Annotated in this window: 19 protein-coding genes; 11 read left to right on the top strand and 8 right to left on the bottom strand. The window is 62.7% G+C overall.

What is annotated here, in order from left to right:
• Positions 1-65 precede the first annotated feature (65 nt).
• Positions 66-512, top strand: coding sequence for a hotdog fold thioesterase (locus G6N49_RS09635; protein WP_011855687.1), 447 nt, complete (start codon positions 66-68; stop codon positions 510-512).
• On the opposite strand, the gene G6N49_RS09640 is transcribed toward G6N49_RS09635, so the two are convergent.
• From G6N49_RS09640 to G6N49_RS09670, 7 genes are all read right to left on the bottom strand, one after another.
• On the bottom strand, positions 469-2,385 hold the full coding sequence (locus G6N49_RS09640; RefSeq protein ID WP_011855686.1) for an acyl-CoA synthetase: 1,917 nt from the start codon (positions 2,383-2,385) through the stop codon (positions 469-471). The two genes, G6N49_RS09635 and G6N49_RS09640, sit on opposite strands and share 44 nt — an antisense overlap.
• 5 nt (positions 2,386-2,390) lie before the next feature.
• Positions 2,391-3,248: a fumarylacetoacetate hydrolase family protein gene (locus G6N49_RS09645; protein WP_235679609.1), complete on the bottom strand. Its 858-nt coding sequence runs from the start codon at positions 3,246-3,248 to the stop codon at positions 2,391-2,393.
• Between the two features lie 110 nt (positions 3,249-3,358).
• Positions 3,359-4,537, bottom strand: coding sequence for a flavin-dependent monooxygenase (locus G6N49_RS09650; RefSeq protein WP_011855684.1), 1,179 nt, complete (start codon positions 4,535-4,537; stop codon positions 3,359-3,361).
• Between the two features lie 46 nt (positions 4,538-4,583).
• Positions 4,584-5,009, bottom strand: coding sequence for a hypothetical protein (locus G6N49_RS09655; RefSeq protein ID WP_110807686.1), 426 nt, complete (start codon positions 5,007-5,009; stop codon positions 4,584-4,586).
• 3 nt (positions 5,010-5,012) lie between these two features.
• On the bottom strand, positions 5,013-5,462 hold the full coding sequence (locus G6N49_RS09660) for a nuclear transport factor 2 family protein (RefSeq protein WP_011559998.1): 450 nt from the start codon (positions 5,460-5,462) through the stop codon (positions 5,013-5,015).
• Positions 5,463-5,895: 433 nt separating this feature from the next.
• Positions 5,896-6,105: a hypothetical protein gene (locus tag G6N49_RS09665; RefSeq protein ID WP_011559997.1), complete on the bottom strand. Its 210-nt coding sequence runs from the start codon at positions 6,103-6,105 to the stop codon at positions 5,896-5,898.
• A gap of 211 nt (positions 6,106-6,316) precedes the next feature.
• On the bottom strand, positions 6,317-6,868 hold the full coding sequence (locus tag G6N49_RS09670) for a YaeQ family protein (RefSeq protein ID WP_011855682.1): 552 nt from the start codon (positions 6,866-6,868) through the stop codon (positions 6,317-6,319).
• A 256-nt stretch (positions 6,869-7,124) separates the two neighbouring features.
• Here G6N49_RS09670 and G6N49_RS09675 point away from each other — a divergent pair, with 256 nt between their 5' ends.
• Complete coding sequence (locus G6N49_RS09675; RefSeq protein ID WP_011559995.1) at positions 7,125-7,382, top strand: DUF3297 family protein; 258 nt, start codon at positions 7,125-7,127, stop codon at positions 7,380-7,382.
• A gap of 489 nt (positions 7,383-7,871) precedes the next feature.
• Entirely contained in the window at positions 7,872-9,002 is a 1,131-nt protein-coding gene (locus G6N49_RS09680; protein ID WP_083045115.1) for a tyrosine-type recombinase/integrase, read from the top strand.
• Between the two features lie 388 nt (positions 9,003-9,390).
• Here the strand turns inward: G6N49_RS09680 and G6N49_RS29265 are convergent, their stop codons facing one another.
• Positions 9,391-10,449, bottom strand: coding sequence for a hypothetical protein (locus G6N49_RS29265; protein WP_179967745.1), 1,059 nt, complete (start codon positions 10,447-10,449; stop codon positions 9,391-9,393).
• 865 nt (positions 10,450-11,314) lie between these two features.
• Between G6N49_RS29265 and G6N49_RS09690 the strand changes: the two genes are divergently transcribed.
• The 8 genes from G6N49_RS09690 to G6N49_RS09725 all read left to right on the top strand — a co-directional run bounded on the left by G6N49_RS09690 (position 11,315) and on the right by G6N49_RS09725 (position 17,923).
• Positions 11,315-12,097: a TnsA-like heteromeric transposase endonuclease subunit gene (locus G6N49_RS09690; RefSeq protein WP_083045113.1), complete on the top strand. Its 783-nt coding sequence runs from the start codon at positions 11,315-11,317 to the stop codon at positions 12,095-12,097.
• Entirely contained in the window at positions 12,094-14,157 is a 2,064-nt protein-coding gene (locus tag G6N49_RS09695) for a Mu transposase C-terminal domain-containing protein (RefSeq protein ID WP_083045112.1), read from the top strand. Before G6N49_RS09690 ends, G6N49_RS09695 begins: the two co-directional genes overlap by 4 nt.
• 3 nt (positions 14,158-14,160) lie before the next feature.
• Entirely contained in the window at positions 14,161-15,159 is a 999-nt protein-coding gene (locus G6N49_RS09700) for a TniB family NTP-binding protein (RefSeq protein WP_083045111.1), read from the top strand.
• A 707-nt stretch (positions 15,160-15,866) separates the two neighbouring features.
• A complete protein-coding gene (locus tag G6N49_RS09705; protein ID WP_133056656.1) occupies positions 15,867-16,139 on the top strand; it encodes a hypothetical protein in 273 nt (90 codons plus the stop codon).
• Between the two features lie 43 nt (positions 16,140-16,182).
• Positions 16,183-16,458 (top strand): hypothetical protein, encoded by a 276-nt coding sequence (locus G6N49_RS09710; protein WP_024445222.1) that lies wholly within the window; start codon positions 16,183-16,185, stop codon positions 16,456-16,458.
• Complete coding sequence (locus tag G6N49_RS09715) at positions 16,455-16,622, top strand: type II toxin-antitoxin system Phd/YefM family antitoxin (protein ID WP_158498036.1); 168 nt, start codon at positions 16,455-16,457, stop codon at positions 16,620-16,622. Before G6N49_RS09710 ends, G6N49_RS09715 begins: the two co-directional genes overlap by 4 nt.
• A 176-nt stretch (positions 16,623-16,798) precedes the next feature.
• Positions 16,799-17,110, top strand: a complete 312-nt coding sequence (locus tag G6N49_RS09720) for a hypothetical protein (RefSeq protein WP_235679506.1) — start codon at positions 16,799-16,801, stop codon at positions 17,108-17,110.
• A gap of 192 nt (positions 17,111-17,302) precedes the next feature.
• Positions 17,303-17,923, top strand: a complete 621-nt coding sequence (locus G6N49_RS09725; RefSeq protein WP_011767782.1) for an RNA polymerase sigma factor — start codon at positions 17,303-17,305, stop codon at positions 17,921-17,923.
• Positions 17,924-17,988: the final 65 nt, after the last annotated feature.

Raw genomic sequence — 17,988 nt, forward strand, 5'->3', positions numbered from 1 at the left:
AACCCGGGGATATTCAGTGGTTTTCGCTGCTTACCCAAGGCGCCTGGGTAGGAGAGGATGAAGCCATGGACGAGACGATGCCTGATCTTCTCACCGACGACCGCATGTCCGCGCATCTCGGTATCCAGGTGAAGCATCGGGAGCCGGGACACGCGGTGGTCACCATGACCGTCACGTCCGGCATGGCGAACGGTCACGGCATCACCCACGGTGGTGCTGTCTTTGCGCTGGCCGACACGGCGTTCGCGCTCGCCTGCAACCGCAGCGCCGGGGTGATGGGGGTGACCGTCAGTGCGACCATCGACTTCATCGCTGCGAGTGGTGTCGGTGACGTTCTGGTGGCCCGTGCGTGCGAGCGCGTGGAGCGGGGACGAAGCGGCCTCTACGACGTCACGGTGTGTCGCGGCGACGAGGTGATCGCGGAGTTTCGGGCTCGTAGCCGCAACGTCACCGCCCCAGGTAACCGTGTCAATTCGGCGGGTCATCAGGACAGATCTTCCAGGCAAAGCTGAACCCACGCAGCACTGCGGCGACCGCTCCGTCATCCAACGGTCCGTCGCCCGACCGTTCGATCACCGCGGTGGGAATCCCGTCGACCACGACCCCGGAAACCGATGCCTGAATCCCGTTGTCCCGCAGAGCCGTGTCAGCGACAGTCCGGATCGCGTCAGCCCGCAGCGCAACCTTGTTCGGCTTGCCGACATCGGTGATCGGAAGATCGTCGACGATGACGACGTGTCGTGGGGCCGCAGCAGGTTCGGCAACTCGGTCTCGACACCAGTCGCGCAGCTCCGGCGCCGATACCGCGGCGTCGAGCTGCACCGTGACATAAGCCACCGGCACCTCTCCGGCGTGGGTGTCCGGGCTGCCGACTGCGGCGGCCGCGGTCACATCGGGATGAGCGAGCAGGGCGTCTTCGATCTGGGCCGGGTCGATGTTGTGGCCGCCGCGGATGATCAAGTCCTTCACCCGACCGCACACCTGGATGAAACCCTGGTCATCCATGCGTGCCAGGTCACCGGTGTCGAGCCAGCCGTCGTCGGAGACGGCACCGAGGTAGTCGAGACACGGACGACCGCCGTCACGGCCGGTCACATAACCGGCAAAGATGTTGGGGCCCTTGAGTAGGAGCGTGCCGACGCCGCCATACGGGACGTCGAGAGGCCGCCCGTCGTCGGGATCGCGGTGGACCACTCGGGCTTGCTGATAGGGCAGACGCTGACCCACCCAGCCGGGCCGCGGATGCTCGAGAAAACTTCGGGTGCTTGCGCACGTCGCCTCGGTCAGGCCGTAGCCTTCGTTCAGCTCGACGCCGGTGGCGGCGCGGAAGCTCTCACGCACCGCCGGCGGCAGTGGGCTGGCCCCCACGATGGCCAAGCGCAGACTGCTCACATCAGAATCGACCGGGATCCGACTCAATGCGGCGTAGACCGTCGGTACCGCCGACATCGCGGATATCCGCAACTGTTCGACCAGTGACCAGAACCCGGCCAACAATTCGGGGTCCCGGTAACCGAGCGGTCCCGCCCAGACAACGTGCCGGCCTCGAAGAAGCTGCGCCAGGATGGTCACGATCAGCGCGTTGACATGGAAGAGCGGTAATGCCGCGAAAACCACGGCGTCGTCGTCGAGTTGGTCGCTGCAGGCGATCATCCAGGCGTCGGCCATCTGGGCGCCGTGGCGGTGCGCGGCCAGCTTGGGCAACCCCGTGGTGCCACCGGTGTGGAAGAACGCGGTGAGGTCGTCGGCGTTTGGAGGAGTGGCACACAGGTGGTCGTCGACCTGGCGACTGGCCACCGTCTCGAGGTAGTCGACCGTCAGACCCGACCACGTGCCAAGATCCGGCGCTGAAGGCGATGTCACCACCGGCCTCAACGCCAGAACGGCTCGCACGCCCGCCGACGAGGCCACCTCGCACGCGGTGCGCCAGGCATCGGCGTCGAACTCGGGGCCGGCGGCCACCAGGATCTCGACACCGGCACGGGTCATCAGTTCGGTCAGATGACTGGGGGACATCCGCGGGTTGAGCGGGACGGCGATCCCGGTGGTCTCCGCGGCGAGCAGCGCGCTGACCAGCTCACCGGTGTTGGGGGAGAGCAGCGCTATCGCAGTTGACCGTTGCGCGCCGAGTTCGGTGAGCGCATTGGCGCAGCGGCAGACATCTGCCAGTAACTCGCCGTAGGTCCGTCTTGTCGACTGCTCGAGGTTCGTGCCACCTGGCAGGGCTGTCACGGCAAGCCGGTCGGGCCACAGGGCGGCAGCGCGTTCAAGCGCGGCGTATCCGCTCGTCGGCACCCCGCGAACCGCAAGGGGAGAGGCTTCGACCTTGTGCAGGTCGGCCGGACCCGTCAAGGCGGGCCAGAGCTCTGCAGAGGTGGTCGACACAGAGCTCACTTGTGAGCGATCGGGTTGTCGAGGCGTCCGAGCCCGGCGATCTCCACCGACAGAGTGCCATTCAGACTGCTCATATCGAGGTGGCGCAGCGTCGGGAACTTCGGGTTCGCGCCTGGTTGAACTGCCGTGCCGAAGTGCACCACATCGCCGGGCTCGAGGGTCATGTAGTTCGACAGGTGTGCGATGACGTCCTGGATGGGAAACGTCAACTTGCTCGTCGAGTCACTCACGACGAGCTCGTCGTCGAGCCAGCAGTCCACCGCCAGGGCATTGGGGTCGACCACCTCGTCGCGGGTGGTGATCCACGGCCCCATCGGGGCGAAGGTGTCGGACCCTTTGGATCGCGCGTGGTAGGTCAAATAGAGCGAGGAATCCTTCTCGCCGTGGGTTTCTCGCCAGGTGAGATCAGTCCCGACCGGGCTGGGCAACCGCAACTCCATGCTGTCGCGGTCCTTGAGTGCCGGGGAGGTGATGTCGTTGATGATCGTGTAGCCGAAGATGGCCTCGAGTGCCTGCTCTGGCTGGACCGCCTTGATGCGACGGCCGATGATGGCAGCCAACTCGGGTTCGGGGTGTGTCAGGCCATACTCCGGTGGCACGACGATGGGCTCCCCATGGCCGGTCAGCGCCGACGGCGGCTTCAAGAAATACGCCGGCTCGACGTGCTGCCGATAGGCGAATTGCGCGATGCCGCTGTTGTTGACCGCGACACCGACGATCTTGGAGGGGTGGGGTTGCGGCGCCAGCCAGGAGATGTCGGCACTGTCCAAGACTGCCTCCGCCGCCACGGGTTCGCTCAGCGCTGCGGCCAGTTTCGGCAGGAGTCGGTCGGCGTCGGCGATCAAGGTCGCCACCGTCAGGTCGGGCAAGCTGAGCAGCCGGGCGACGTTGACCAACTGCTCAGCCGGACCGAGCGCAGTCACCACGGGACGGCCCGCGGCCAGTACGGTTGCTATCTTCATGGCTAGAAAAGCCCCTCTTGTGGCTGCACGGCTGCCAGATGAGCACCGTAGACCTGCGCGGCGATGTCGTAATCGCTATAGGTATGAGCGGCACCAGTGTGCAGATCTCGCCAGTACCGCTGCATGGGGTTCTCGTCGCGGACCGCAGATCCGCCGGATGCATCGAAGAGCCGATCGGCCGCACGCACCGCCAACCGGGTGATGTAAGCCTGATTGCTCCGCCAGCCCGCCATCTCGTCCGGCGTTGTCGGGTCGGTGGAGTTGGCGCGCGAATCCATAGCCCGCCAGTCACTTTCGAGTAGGGACCGGGCGGCATCGAGCTCATGGGTGGATTCGGCCAGGCGCATCAGAGCCGGCGCGGTCTCTCCGACCTTCGCGCCGGTGTACGCGCGGACCCTGGTCGACAGCCGCGCGTGGTAGAGATCGCGCAACGCCTCGCTGGCGCCGAGGTTCACAGCGGAGAAGTTCAGCGCGAAGACCGGTTGCCAGGGCAACCGGTAGACCGGTGCGTCATGGGTGCCGAATCCCGTCGCAGTCCCGATGTTGAGGCTGATCAGCGTTTCCAGACGATACTCGGGCACGAAGACATCTTTGATCGAGATGTCCTGGCTGCCCGTGCCTTTCAAGCCCATGGCGAACCAGGTGTCTTTGATCTCGAAGTCGCTGCGCGGAACGATGGCAAAATGCGGCTCAGGCGCTTCGCTCGACCCGGGCATCATCATTCCGACGATGATCCAGTGCGCATGCTCGGAGCCGCTGGACCAGCTGAAGTCGCCGGTCAAGCGGATACCGCCGTCGACTTTCGTCGGCCGACCCATCGGGGCGACCGATGAGCAGATCAAAGTGTCCGGGTCGGACCCCCACACCTCTTCCTGCAGCACGGGGCTGTAATTCGCGACCGTGTGGGCGTGGACAGCCATCAGGCCGCACGCCCACGCGGTGGACGGGCAGGCGGTGGCGAGCACACGGGTGGCCTCACCGAATTCGGACGGCAAGACCGACAGACCGTCGTACTTGGCGGGCACGAAGGCGCGGAAGAATCCGATCTCCCGCAGCGCGTCGACGTTCTGCACCGGAACCTTGCGGATCCGTTCTGCTTCGTCGGCACGGGCCGAGATGCCCGGCAGGATGTCTCGCACGCGATCGGCGAGGGTGCTGGTTCGTTGAGTGGTCACGGTCATGGCGAAAACCTTTCCAAGGCTTGTGGTGTCGCGAGGGGTCGAGGGGTCAGGAGGCGGCCAACAAGGCCCAGCCAGTGAACAGAAGCACGGTGAGGGGAATGAAGACGGCCAGGTTCCGGTCAATCGAGCGGCCGCCGGGCAACGCGATAGATGGCCATCCGTTGGTGTCGTTGAGCTTCCCGTCATAGAGGCGCATGGTGGCCGCAGCGGTGAAAAAGCCACCGTAGATGCACAGGGCGAGGGCGGCGACGAGGTGAGCCCGTAGCTGCTGGCCGTCGCCGGGGATCCACAGCAGACCAAGGGAAATGATTCCGATCCCGACATAGCTGCACACCTGCCACACCACGTGATAGCGGGCGTGTCCCGTCCACAATGGGTTGGTGGCGTGGGTCTTGTTGAAGTCGGCCAGCACGGGGATGAGGCTGTAGCCCAAGATCACGATGGTCAGGACGACCAGGGAAGTGGTGAACAAGTGTCAGTGCCTTCCTGTGGGGAGCTTCGGCGGTTCACCGAAAAGAACGGTGACGGTTCGGCGTCGGAACAACCACGAACCGTCTTCGCCACGCACGTATTCGTCGTCGTAGTCGGCGACGATCACCGGCGACAGTGGATGCGGCGGCACGCCGTTGGCGGCATGCAGACTCAGAACGCAGGTACCGCGAACACTGTCACCGTCGACATCACGCAGTCGCAGGTTGGTGAAGAGGTGTCGTGAGGTGCGGGGCCCTGCCGCGTGCCGGCGTCGGTAGAACTCCTCGATCTCCGATCGGCCGCTCAACGAGACCGGCCCCATCTCGTATTCGCCGTCATGGGTGAACAACTCGGCGACGCCGCGGCCGGACTCGTGGTCGATCAGCCAGGCGAACTCGGCGACAAGGGTCTCGATCGAAGGCCGGATCGCCATGAGCGCTTCATCGTGCGACATAAAGTTACTTTATCATCCAATAAAGTTTTTACAAGAGGTTTCGACACCCGGTCCGAAGTCACCCGGGTCGGGACGGCGGCGGACGTCGGTGATCGACCTGCCTCAGCGAGTAGGCATTACGAGGTCACAGATCAGGCGTAGGGGAAACGAACGTTCGTCGACGCGTGACGCGGGGGCGTACGAGCATGCTGCGATCAGCCGTAAGCCTCTGTTGTCGAGGCGTTTGGTCGAATCGACCCGACGCGGAGGCGGGGCCGGTGTTCGATCCCGCCATATTCTCGCGATACGCAGCAGCGAATCCGTGGAATGTTGCAGGGGGAGAGGCGCGGACTGCTGACCAGATCGCCACCAGCGAGGTCGTCGAGGGACTACTTCCGGGAGTTGCCGGACGCCGCCAACCATCCGGTGTCCACGCCCACCGCGTTGTGACGGTTCACGCGACACTGCTGACGATCGCGATGACCAGCCCGCCCAGGGTCAGCACCCCGACCATCACCGCGGCGGCGATCGCCCGGCCCCGTCGGTGCCGGCGCACGTCGTAGATCGCCACCGCGATGCCGGCGAAGATCAACCCGGCATAGGCCGCCAACCCCACCGTCAGCGCCGCCGTCGACGCGGCGCTAGCCAGGGTCATGTCGTGCACGCCGTGAGCCTACGGCGCGAATGGAAGCACCCCCCGACTGTCAGCTCGGATCGGACCCAAAGCTGCACATCGCATGGCGGGCGGAGTGATCTACACCCTGCGCGGCGAATTCCTCCTTCGCAGCAGCGCGCAAGGCATCGACGTTGCGTTGCGCATCAGCTCTGGGCACGGGCGGATCCTCGATTGGGTGTAGCACCTCGGGCTCAGACGTTCACTTCAATGGCTCGGGCGTGAAGGTGACGTCGACACCGCCCAGAGTCATCGTCACCTGACCTTCCATCACCATCACTTGCGCCGCGACCCGTCGATCGACAGTCTGAGCCAGTTGCTGCACCGGCTCATGCGGTATCTGCACCACAGACAGGTTCGGCAGTCCCGCCACCTTGGGGCCGACGGTGCGCCACCAGGTGGCCACTCCGGCGGCGAACGGGAACAGCACCACCTGGTCGGCCTGGCTGGCCGCCTTGCCCAAGGCGCGCCCATCGGGCTGGCCAACGTTGATCCACTCCAGGGTCCGACCCGCGTAGTCCGCGAGCCGCAAGTCCGGTACGCCAGGGGTGGACAGGCCTGCCCCGAACGCCAATTCTCCGTCGACGTCGCCGAGCCGGTGTGCGCGCAGCCCAAATGCCAACAACCGCACCACCATCCGCTCGTCGGTCTCACTGGGATGACGTGCCACGGTCAGCGCGTGATCAGCGTAGTAACCATGATCGACATCGGAGACGCCGAGTTCGACTTTGAACACTGTTGCAGAAAGAGCCACGACATATTGTCCACCCAGGTGGTGTTCCTCGAGCAGTCAGGCCGCACGGAGCGGTCAGGCCCGTCCGTCAGTTCCGGTGGCCGACTAACGGCAGAGCAACTCGTTGAGGTCGAGCGGGCAATGATGGCGTTCCTCGGCTTGCACGATGTATGTATGAGGGGGCCCTCCAAGCCCTACGCGCAAGCCGCTACGGCAGGGCCGCGTAAATTCCTTGAGAGCAATCCGCCACCCAACGCACCATCCAGCGAAGGCCATCATGTCCGAGGACCAGAACACAGACGTTCCACCGAATCACCTCTCCATCGATCCGCGCAGCGCTTTCTATAGCGAAGAGGTGCTTCGCCGCGATGTGGGTATTCGCTTCAATGGCACCGAAAGAACCAATGTTCATGAATACAACGTGGCCGAGGGTTGGGTGCGTGTTGAAGTCCCTACCGCGAAGGATCGCCACGGAAATCCTATGGTCGTCAAGCTCAGCGGCACAGTTGAGCCCTATTTCCGGGGACCGGAATAGCGGACGCCCAGCCGCTACGGCGAGTCCCGCCATATCTCGGCACGGCCGCGCTTTCAGGAGGCGGCCCCAGCGTTAAGTTGACATAATGTGGCTTATCGGTAGTTCGTTAAGAAGTAGGTAGCGTGGTGGCGCGCCACAGTGCCTCGCCTGCTGTCCGATCCGGAACTAGTTGGGAGTAATCCGGGAAAACCTGGTAGCTGTCCGATTTCCCGCCCTCCGTTCCAGGACTATCTGACAGTGACACCCGCCCAGGTCCCTGCCCGTGCACCTGCGGATCTTCGGCCCGCGTAACCATGGCGCTGAGCCGGAATCCATGACCTATCTGACAGCGCCGGACGGGACGATCGACAGTCCAGAACTACCTGACAGCGGCGGACACTCCGCGCCGTCGAGGCCCAGCGGGAATCGTCCAATTCGTCACTGTGACGTTACATAGGTGGTACAGCGCCCCCTGTTCGCACAGGCTGGAGCCGCTTAACACCCAATAATATGGATAACGTTGATTATCCATCTTTCATCTGCGAGGCTGACCGTGTGTCGCATGAGACCGATCCCGGCTACTCCGTCATCGAAGGCGTTGTTGAAGCTGGTGCCGTCGCGCCGGCCGTCGATGAGATCCCCGAGTGGTTCCGGCAGTTCTTGGATCACCGGCAGGCAAGTAAACCCTCGGCGCACACCATGAAGGCCTATCGCCGCGACTTCGTCGCCATTGCCAATCTGCTTACCGGTGGTGAGCCGGCCCGTCTCAGTCCAGCTGACATAACTCGCGATTCGATGCGGGCTGCGTTCGCGGCGTTTGCAGCCGACCACGAGGCGGCATCGATCCGACGCTGCTGGTCAACCTGGAATGTGTTGTGCACCTTCCTCTATACCAACGAACTTTTGGCGGCCAACCCCATGCAGCTCGTTGGACGACCGAAGCTGAAGAAGCCGCTGCCGAAAGCGCTCCCCCGAACCGCTGTGGAAGCATTGCTCTCTGCTGTCACGCAGGAGTCCAATACTCGCCGAACAGATTGGAAAGAAAGAGATCTCGCGCTCATCCTCACTACACTCCTCGCGGGACTGCGGGCCGAAGAACTGCGCCTGGTCGATGTTGGCGACATACGAACGCTCGACGACGGCTCCGCAGTGATCAACGTGAAAGGCAAAGGCGGCAAGGAACGCAACGTCCCCATCGAGGCAGCCCTGCTGGAGATGATCGGAACCTATATGGATAGTCGTGCCGGACGGTTTCCTCAGAGCAAGAAGCGCACATCGTCGCCGACGAGTAGACCATTGTCGGGCTGGCCGCATTCCGCCCCGCTGTTCGTCGGTCGGGACGGTGAACGGATGACGCGGGGCACCCTACAGTCACGTATCAAGCGCGCGTTCAAACGCGCAGGACCGGACGCGCGCCCCGTACCCGGCGCCTTGGTGCACGGACTTCGCCATACCTATGCAACTGAGCTCGCGACCTCGAATGTCAGCGTCTACACACTGATGAAACTCCTCGGACATGAGTCGATGACGACATCGCAGCGTTACGTTACGGCGGCGGGGATTGAAACACGAAGTGCAGCAGCGCAAAATCAGCTTTACTCCCTATTGACCGAACAACGGGAGGACGATGGGACCAGCTGAGAACGAAGCGATCCATGTGCCCCAAGGACGAAGGAAGGCCTCGCAATGAGTAAGCGAGTGAGCCTCATTCTCCGCGACGCAGACGAGGCGATGCTCGCTCCCTTCCTCAATCGGGGCTCGCCAGCTTTCGAGGTCCTGCGACAGTGGGCATACCACAATGACTATGCCTCGGGTGACATCAAATCGGATGCCGCTGTGCTGCGGATTCTGCTTCGGGTGGGCGCTGTGGCTATACACGAACAAATCCTGGACGCTGGCTACGCCCAGCTTGCGTCCGAGTTCAATAGCGCATCAACAAAATTCGAGCGACTGGCCGCACGGGGTCGTTCTGCGTCCCAGACCGACGAGCTCAGATGAGCCCGCTTGCGCCCCGCGGCGGTCACACGTATCAGGGTCGGCAAGTCCCGCACGGCGGGATGGGCTTTCGCACGGTGTTTGCGGCCCACTCTTCGGCGTCCGCCGAATGAATGGCGCACACCTTGACGTAGGCACCAGTCCACGGTCCGTTGTGCGGATTCTGACCGCTGATGGTGCGGCACGTGGCGTGATGCACCCGCGCGGTAGACACGCTGTAGTTACGGGCGATGTTCACGACGAAACCTTCCGGGTTGGCGGCGAGCCAAGCCAGATAGCCGGCGTCGTCGTCCCGGAACTCGTGTGCGCGGGTGCGGTGATCCACTCCAGCGAGTGCATCGGCTGGCACGACGTCGACGAACTCGCCAACCGGACTTTGTGGGACATCGAGCGAACTGTCCTCAATAACACTCGCGGATTCGGCCGATGCGTAGATGCCCACCACGACCTTGTTGCCGGCGAACTGGTCCACAGCGCAGTGCAGGCCGAGCTCGGTGATTCTGCCGTCGCGGGGATGCCATGCCCGATCTGGCCGGGTACGACCAAGCAGGGGGTCGAGCGCGTCGATCGTCTGCTTCCAGAGGTTCAGCCAATTGCGACGTGGACCGACCACGAAGGACAGTTCGAGCCGAACTTGTCCATCCGGTAGCACGGCAGCGCCAGAGACGGCGGCGTGGATAGCCTCTTTATAGGCGACGCTCGAAGAAGAAGCTGCAGTCGTCGCGACGACCACACCAGCGGCGGTGGGTGCAGGAACTTCTCGGGCGGCACAGATCCGCACAGACGACTGTTCACCATGGCGCTTCGTGCACCACACCGACACCAAGTCGACATCGCGCAGGCGCGATGCGAGCGGATACGCGTAATTATCCAGGTCGCTGGCATCGAGCAGGTCTCGTGAACTCGGTAAACCGACGTCGAGACGCAGCGCCCACGGGCCCCTGATCCATGCGTCGGCGATCAAAGCCTCCGTATCGTCGAGGTACTCCTGCAATCGGATCTGATCTGGATCGTCAGCTTTGTTCCACGATGCGAGCCGCGGGGCGACCCTCAGCTCCAGCGAGCGATTATCAGGGCGGGCAAACCAGCGCATCGGATCAAGATAACGCGGCGCACCGACAGGCTTCGGGGAAACCAGAGCCGGACCAGCAGCGCAGATTCAGAGACCTTGACGCGCGAGTGTGGTGTCACGGTCGGTATGGCGGCGTATTCGATGCAGTTGGCCGCGGATCTATCAGCAAACTCTGGAGTGCCAAGTCGATTTTATGTTAACTGCGTGCGAGGGTATCAGTGAACAGCAATTTGCTGGAGGGTTCATTTCACAGGTGTTGCCTATAGGCAACACACGGACCCGCGTCGGCCAACTACACGCTGACGCTGGAACGCGTGTCAAAACGCTTCTATCTCGCCAAACGCGTTAATTTAGTGTGTAGCAGTGGAATATAGACAGACCTATTCTCTGACCTCCTCGGTTCCAGCAGCCATTCGCGTTTGCAATCAACCCACGAAAGATTGCGAAATAGTTCCGCTCATCTCGGCAAAGCTGGTCAAAGTGGTAGTTGCTGCAACCCTTGTGCGATTCTGTCACTTTGTGCTCAACTGACGTTGCTAATTACGGTGAGGAGGCAGGCCCTTCAGCCTGCGCATAAACGCACGGGGCTCGACGAGTGCGCCCATCGGAGGCAGCCGAACGTCCAGGTCAACGAGGAGGTGGCACCGCACGAGCGACTCAAATGTCTTTTGCTGACGGGGCTTCAAGAGTCCCCAGACGCTGAAAAAGCCGGGCTGGTACCCCGGCTTCTTCGGTGCGGCACTTGGCCGCTAATCACTTACTTCACCCCATGAGAGGGAGACATGCTTATTTCAGCGCGCTTTCGTCATGATGTCAACCCCGGCTTCGCATCCTGGCCCCTGACTCCATCGGGGGCTGCCGGTCCCGATGCCAGGTGGGAACGGGGATGACCGCGCCGCCGGTCCCCACAGCAGGGGCACTGCCCGTCAATGACGCCCCGTACACGATGGTTCTGTACGAGGATCCGAAGACCGGGCAGCGCGTACGAACCCGTCTCACACCTGAGGTTTCGCGCATGTCATTTGAGCTATGCAGGCCTATCCGGAGTTTCCCGGCCTACCGTGGTCGCCGTTCCCATCAAGGCAAGTACTGGTTCTCGCGTTCACAAGGCCATGTCAGCTTTGAGTCGCGGTTCGAGATGACTGCCCTGATGACGGTCGACTTTTGGGGCGACGCAATCGCGGTCAGCTCCAACCCGTTCTGGCTGCTGTGGCCGAAGGGTCAGACGTACCACCGGCACGCCCCAGACTTTTTCATCCGACGACGCGACGGATCGGCTCTCGTTGTCGACGTCAAGCCGGCAGATCGTCTCCGCGAGAAGGATCGGCTCCAGCATCAACGCACCCGCGATGTATGTCGCGAGTTGCACTGGGAGTATGAGGAATTCACAACGGTAGACAAGACTGCAGAACGCAACCTACGGCTGTTATGCGCCTACCACCATCCGCGGTTCGCACCGTCAGCAGAAGTACGATCCGCTATCACGATCTGCGTGAATCGATCGGGGCGAAACGGCGTGCAGTTCGGCGAGCTGATCGACAACGCCTCGGACGGAGCTGAATTCGACGAAAGCGATCTCATCTGCAGCACGTACCACATGATCTGGAACAGAGAGATTCACGTCGACCTGGCCCGCCCGCTGACCTGGACCACGGTGATCACCTCGTGATCGAACTTCATATTGGCGACATCATCGAACTCCGTGGCCAGAGCTGGCATATCCGCGACAGCGACGGACTGGCCCTTCGACTCAAATGTCTCGATGACGGCAGCGACCTGACCTTGCCGGTAGCGATGTTGCTCTGCGACGATTCCTTCGTCGGTCCCGATGCCTCTGGACCAAGTATCGCCGATCAGAGGCTGCTCGACCTCGCCACCGACGAACAGCGACGAGATGCCGAGTTCTGGTATGAGCACCTCTCCGGTATCAAACACGCCATCGAACAGCCGGCTCAAGGACAAGCCTCTTCGGGTACCCAGATCGCGACTGTACGCGAACGACTTTCGGATAAGAGATCCGAGCTACGAACCCTGGGGCGGCCGGTCTCCATGACCACTATGTGGCGTAAGTGGCAACGCTTCAACACTGCGGGCCTGCTCGGATGTATCGATCAGCGCGGCATGCCGGGTCACGTCCGTCTGTCCGGGGTGCACGAGCGTGTGATCGTCGTCCTGGAGATGGTGAAGGCTCACTACGTAGACAAGTCGACGCCTACCAAGAAGCAGATCCTCGAAATCGCGGAGCGTCGCCTTCGTGACGACAACGTGCCGGTGCCGTGCAGGTCGTCGATGTACGCCTTACTGACTGCACTTGACCGCGGTGAGCACACCACCGGCGATGCGACGTCGCGCCGCAGTCACGCGAACAGCCCCGACCGAGCGTTCTCGAAGATCGTCGCGTTGTATCCAGGCGAAGAAGTGCAGCTCGACTCAACACCACTTGACGCAATGGCCTTACTGCCCGATGGTCAACCATGCCGAATCGATTTGGCTGCCGGCATCGACGTCGCGACACTGAGCATCACCGCAGGAATTCTCCGCCCTAACGCCTGCAAAACTGTGGATGCTATCGAACTCTGGGCGAACTCCTGTATCCCGCAACAGATGTTGCCAGGCTGGATTGAGAATATGACTGTCGCACGAAGCTACCTGTCGGACAGGCTATCCCCCCAGATCGATCTCGATAGGGCACTCGAGAACAAGCCCATCATCGACGTGCGGGGTGTCGTAGTTGACCGTGGAAAGATCTTCGTCTCGAAAGCCTTCGAAAAGGCAACCGAACTTCGCGGAGTGCACCCTCGGATCGCTGCTCCGCACCAGCCCACCGCCAAGCCTCATATCGAACGCTTGCTCAAGACCATCGGCGACGACTTTGTCCGATGGATCCCCGGATACAAAGGACGCTCGGTCAGCCACCGGGGCCGAAACCCGGAGAAGGATATCGTTTGGCCGCTGTTTGTACTTCAGGCGCTGCTCGACGAATGGGTCATCACGGTGTATCAGAACCGTCCCCACTCGGGGCTTCACCTGACGGCGGCCCCTCGGATGCAGCTCTCTCCCAATGCCATGTATCGAGCGATGTCGGAGATGGCACCGACTCCAGTACGGACGATGACACGCGACGATTGGATCTCGCTGAAACCACACGAGTTTCGTCGTATCAACCGCTATGGCGTCAACTTGGAGAACCTCGTGTACAACTCCGACTCGCCGCGCTTCCACCAGATGCGACGAACGAAATCGTTGAATTCCAAACAGAATGGCAAGTGGGAGGTGCGCTACGACCCCACCAACCTGATGCAGATCTGGGTGCGAGACGAATCCCTAGTCTTCGACTCACAGGGTCAGCGCAAAGTCGAAGACAATGGCTGGATCGAGTGCCGCTGGGTTCTGGCCGACTATGCGACCATTCCATTCGGGATCGACATGGTGAAAGCGATCCGTCGGGACATGAGTAGGAAACCAACCGACAAAGAAGTGCTCAGGCGCGCGGAGCAAATTCATCGTCAATTGCTCGGCGGCCCATCAGAACCGAAACCTCGACCGCTTTCCCGTGCTGAAGCGTCTGCCGGGCGCGCCAACCTCGCGCGACAAGAACTCAGCGCCGGCCCTCCCGCTGAGGTCGTTGTGCCCGGACGAAGCGACGACACTCCGGTCGCGCCGGTTGTTCAGCCCACGGTCGGACCAGTTGAGCCCATGCGTCCGATGCGCCTGTCGGAAGGGTGGTGAACCTTGGCATCACCGACAACCCGCGAAGAGTGGCGCGAATACTGCACCTACGAGCCCACCCCGGATTCGCAGCGACCCTCTTTGAGTGCGGACGAGATCAAGGCTCTCGGCACCGTCGAGCGGTCGGCGTATAACGAACGCCGCATCGACTACCTGAACGAGGAACGCGTGTTTCCCACCCGGGATCTCACCCGCATCCTCAACCACGCACGGAGACTGCTTCGCCGATCACGAGCCAAGAAGTTCGTAGCCAGGCCCGGTATTCGAGTATCCGGGGAACCCAGGACCGGCAAGACCACCGATGTGATGGCCGCCGGCAAGCGACTGGACGCAGAAATACGACGGACTTGCGGCAGGGAGAACGACTTGTCCTTCCTGCCCGTCGTCTACACCACTATCGCCACGGCGACAACGACGAACAAACTCTGGGTGCGCCTCGCCGACTTCGTCGGAGCGCGCGAGCTGCGAGGTAGCAATGCCGACGAGCGACTCGTGGATCTGGCGCGACTGCTGAAGAGCCTCGGCACCAAGTTCGTCATCCTCGATGACGTCCAACGCCTCAACACCGACCGTGCCGCAGGAGCCGAAGTCGCCGACAACATCAAGACATTCGCCGAAAATCTCGATGCAACGATGCTCTTCGCAGGAATTTCGTTGGAGACCGCTCCCCTGTTCAGCGGCGAGAACGGAGAGCAGTGGCGCAAACGGACCCGGCCCATCAACCTGAGCAACTACTCACTCTCGAACGACGCCGACCATAAGGAGTGGGTGCAGCTCGTCGCATCCTTCGAACGTATTCTTCCTCTCCCCCTGCATGAGAATGGAATGCTCGAACGCCATGCGGACTACCTCTACCACCGCACCGGCGGCTCAATCGCATCCTTGAGCGATCTAATTATCGATGCAGCCACCGACGCCATCGACTTCGGTACCGAAGCCATCACGTTAGACCTGCTCGACTCGATTGCGATCGACGACGTAGATCCTGGAGTGGCCCGCTGATGTCGCTTCGTGCCGAACAGCCATCGACAGTCCCGGAGGGTGTCCGCCATGGCCGTCAACGACTTCCCGTGCCAGTCTCTCCGATGTGTTCGGAGACGCTGAACAGCTACCTCCGCCGCGTGACGGATCAGAATCTCTTGCGACCCAGCTGGCTGCCCCAGCTCTCCCGACAGCCCCACTTCGTTGCGGACCTCGTTGAGCTGACCGGCTTGACGGAGCGAGGGTTGGTAGCGGCGCTTCCGGAACTCCGAACTCCGCATGCAATCAAGCGATGGCCGCACCTGGTCGGCCACGTCTCGAAGCGGGCGGGGATCCGATCCGCATGCAGACACTGCGCTGCCGCGCAAACTCAAAGTCGAAGTCACGCAGTGACTGTCTTTGCCGGCCATGAACAGGTGCTCTGCGCCATACACCAGCAATGGACAGGAAGTTCTGCACTTAAATGCGATGCCCAGCAACAATTTTCAGTCCGACTCTGTCCTGACATCGAACGCGCACACCGCCAGCACCGTAGTCTCATTCGACGCTGGGGGCGCGGCCCCACATACTCCGGCTTCATGGCTGCTGTGACCTGCTTCTCCCTTTGGTCAGGCTGGCCGGCGGTCTCTCGTGCGCCTGATACTCAGCAACGCAGGCGACGGCTCGGTGTACCCGAGGAAGCACCGCCCATGCTTCCACGACAAGCCGCGGCCTGGTACCCCAATGCGGTGGCGCTGGCCGACGTCATCATCTCGCTGCGGCACGAAGCGTCGGAGGGACGGCATTCCTCCGCCGCGACTGTCATTGCAGAGGGCCTCGTTCGACTTCAGAACATCGTTCCCGGCCTATCGCCGAGTGGCGCGTCGGATCCCTTCCGGCAGGCAGTGTTGGGTGAACTGCACGCTCCCCCAGATGAAGTCGAAGTCGCGCCGAGCAACCATTCACGCGAGTCTCGTTGGTACAGGAAGGACGGTGGTGGCAATGTCAAGCCGAAGTCATGAGGAGCCCGCTACCCCAATCGGATCGCTCTGCACTGAATGGGAGTTGGACCAGGGCATCGCATCCCGCGTCGTCTACACACCCGACCGGTTCCCCGCCGGATGCACGGCTGGAGTCCGCATCAGCGCGATTCAGGTCGAAGACGGCAGCTTTGAGACTGCTGCCGACGTTCCCCACATCTACCTCGAGTTCCACCCTGATTCTGGACTCACCATTGAGAACGCGCGGGCTCTCGCGCTCGTCCTCACCGAGTCCGCCGCTCAGCTCGAAAGTTGGATCGAGATGTTCGGTGCCGTCGCCGATCCTGGTGCCGAACGTTGATCGATCCTTCGCTGCCGCGCATCAGCATCACCGAACTACGCCGACATTTCAGCCGGTTCATCAGCGAAGCCGAACAAGGGCGGACTTTCGTGATCACTCGCCGGGGGCGCGACGTTGCCGTGCTGGCTCCGGCCCGGCGATTTGCCGACGAAGATCTGCATTAACCGAGAAGAGGACCACGAGCACTATTGGAATCATGCAACACCCAACATCCCGAACGAACTTCGACCACAGTCCCTGCTACCGCGACGGTCTGCACCCGCCTACGAAGCTCGGGCGCCAGTGGTGCCGCACTCATGGTCCGGCCAGTCGCTCGCGAGGGTATGGCCAACCCGTCGCCGTGGCGTCACCGCCGCAGACCCAGCAAGACGACACCGGTCCTGCCGAGGTGCGCCGACGCCGTGCAGAGGCCGCCAAGCAGTACCAGCCCAGCAGGGTTCGGCTTCTGCTGGTGGCCCAAGCTCCACCTGACGCCGACGACCGCTACTTCTACTTTCTTGACGTAGCGCAGCACGACTGGCTGTTTCGGGCGGTCGCGCGGGCAATCCTGCCCCACGTAGAGCTGACCCGGACCAACAAGGCATCCGTGCTGGCGCACCTGCGCGACCGCGGCATCTTCCTGATCGACCTCAAGCCCGATCCCGTGTGTTGACCGTCTCTCGGGATGACGACGACGGGGTATGCGGTCGTCATTGAGCGTGCTGATGTGGCCTGTGGCGCCGTCGTCGGGTTGATCTTGTTCGTGTGCACCGTCAGTGTGACGAGGAACTGATGGGTGCGCGGCACCTCGCTGAAGTCTTGGCGGGCTTGGCGAGGTGCCGCGCTGTAGTGCTCGGAGGCACTGATGGTGACGGTAGAGGTCGATCGTGTCTGCGTCGAGTCGCGGCTGGTTGGTGGGGCGATTTCCTGCCCGGCTTGTCCGGACGGGGTGTTGGGCGGCTGGGGGTATGCCCGCGCCCGCCACGTCGAGGGACTCGATGATCGGGTGCGGCCGCGCCGGGCCCGGTGCCGCTCCTGTCTGGTCACTCATGTGTTGTTGCCGGTCACCATGCTGTTGCGCAGAGCGTATGCGGCCGAGCGGGTTTGGATGGCGCTGTCGGCGCGGGCTGAGGGGGTAGGGCATCGCGGGATCGCTGCCCGACTGCAGGTACCGCCGTCGACGGTGCGGGGCTGGCTGCGGCGGGCTGGGCAGCGTCTGGAGTCGATGAGGACGTGGTTTCTCACGGTGGCGGTGGGTACGGGGATCGATGTGATGATCCCCGACGGGCTCGGCTGTGGTTGGCGCGATGTCGTGGCGGCGGTGATGGTCGCCGCGTCGGCGATCGGGCAGCGGTTCGGGCCGGCCGGGTTGCTGGGCGTGGTGACGCCGGCGCTGGTGGTGGTGGCCGTCAGCGGCGCTCGACTGTTGGCGCCTGGGTGGCCGCCGATGTCATCGGCGGTGCCGTGCAACACCAGTTGCCCCTGACGCACAGTCAGGTGATCGGTGATCCTCGCCAGGGCGCCTGCCCGACAGACGGTTTCGGGTGGGGC

This window comes from Mycolicibacterium monacense (assembly GCF_010731575.1).
Lineage (GTDB): Bacteria > Actinomycetota > Actinomycetes > Mycobacteriales > Mycobacteriaceae > Mycobacterium > Mycobacterium monacense.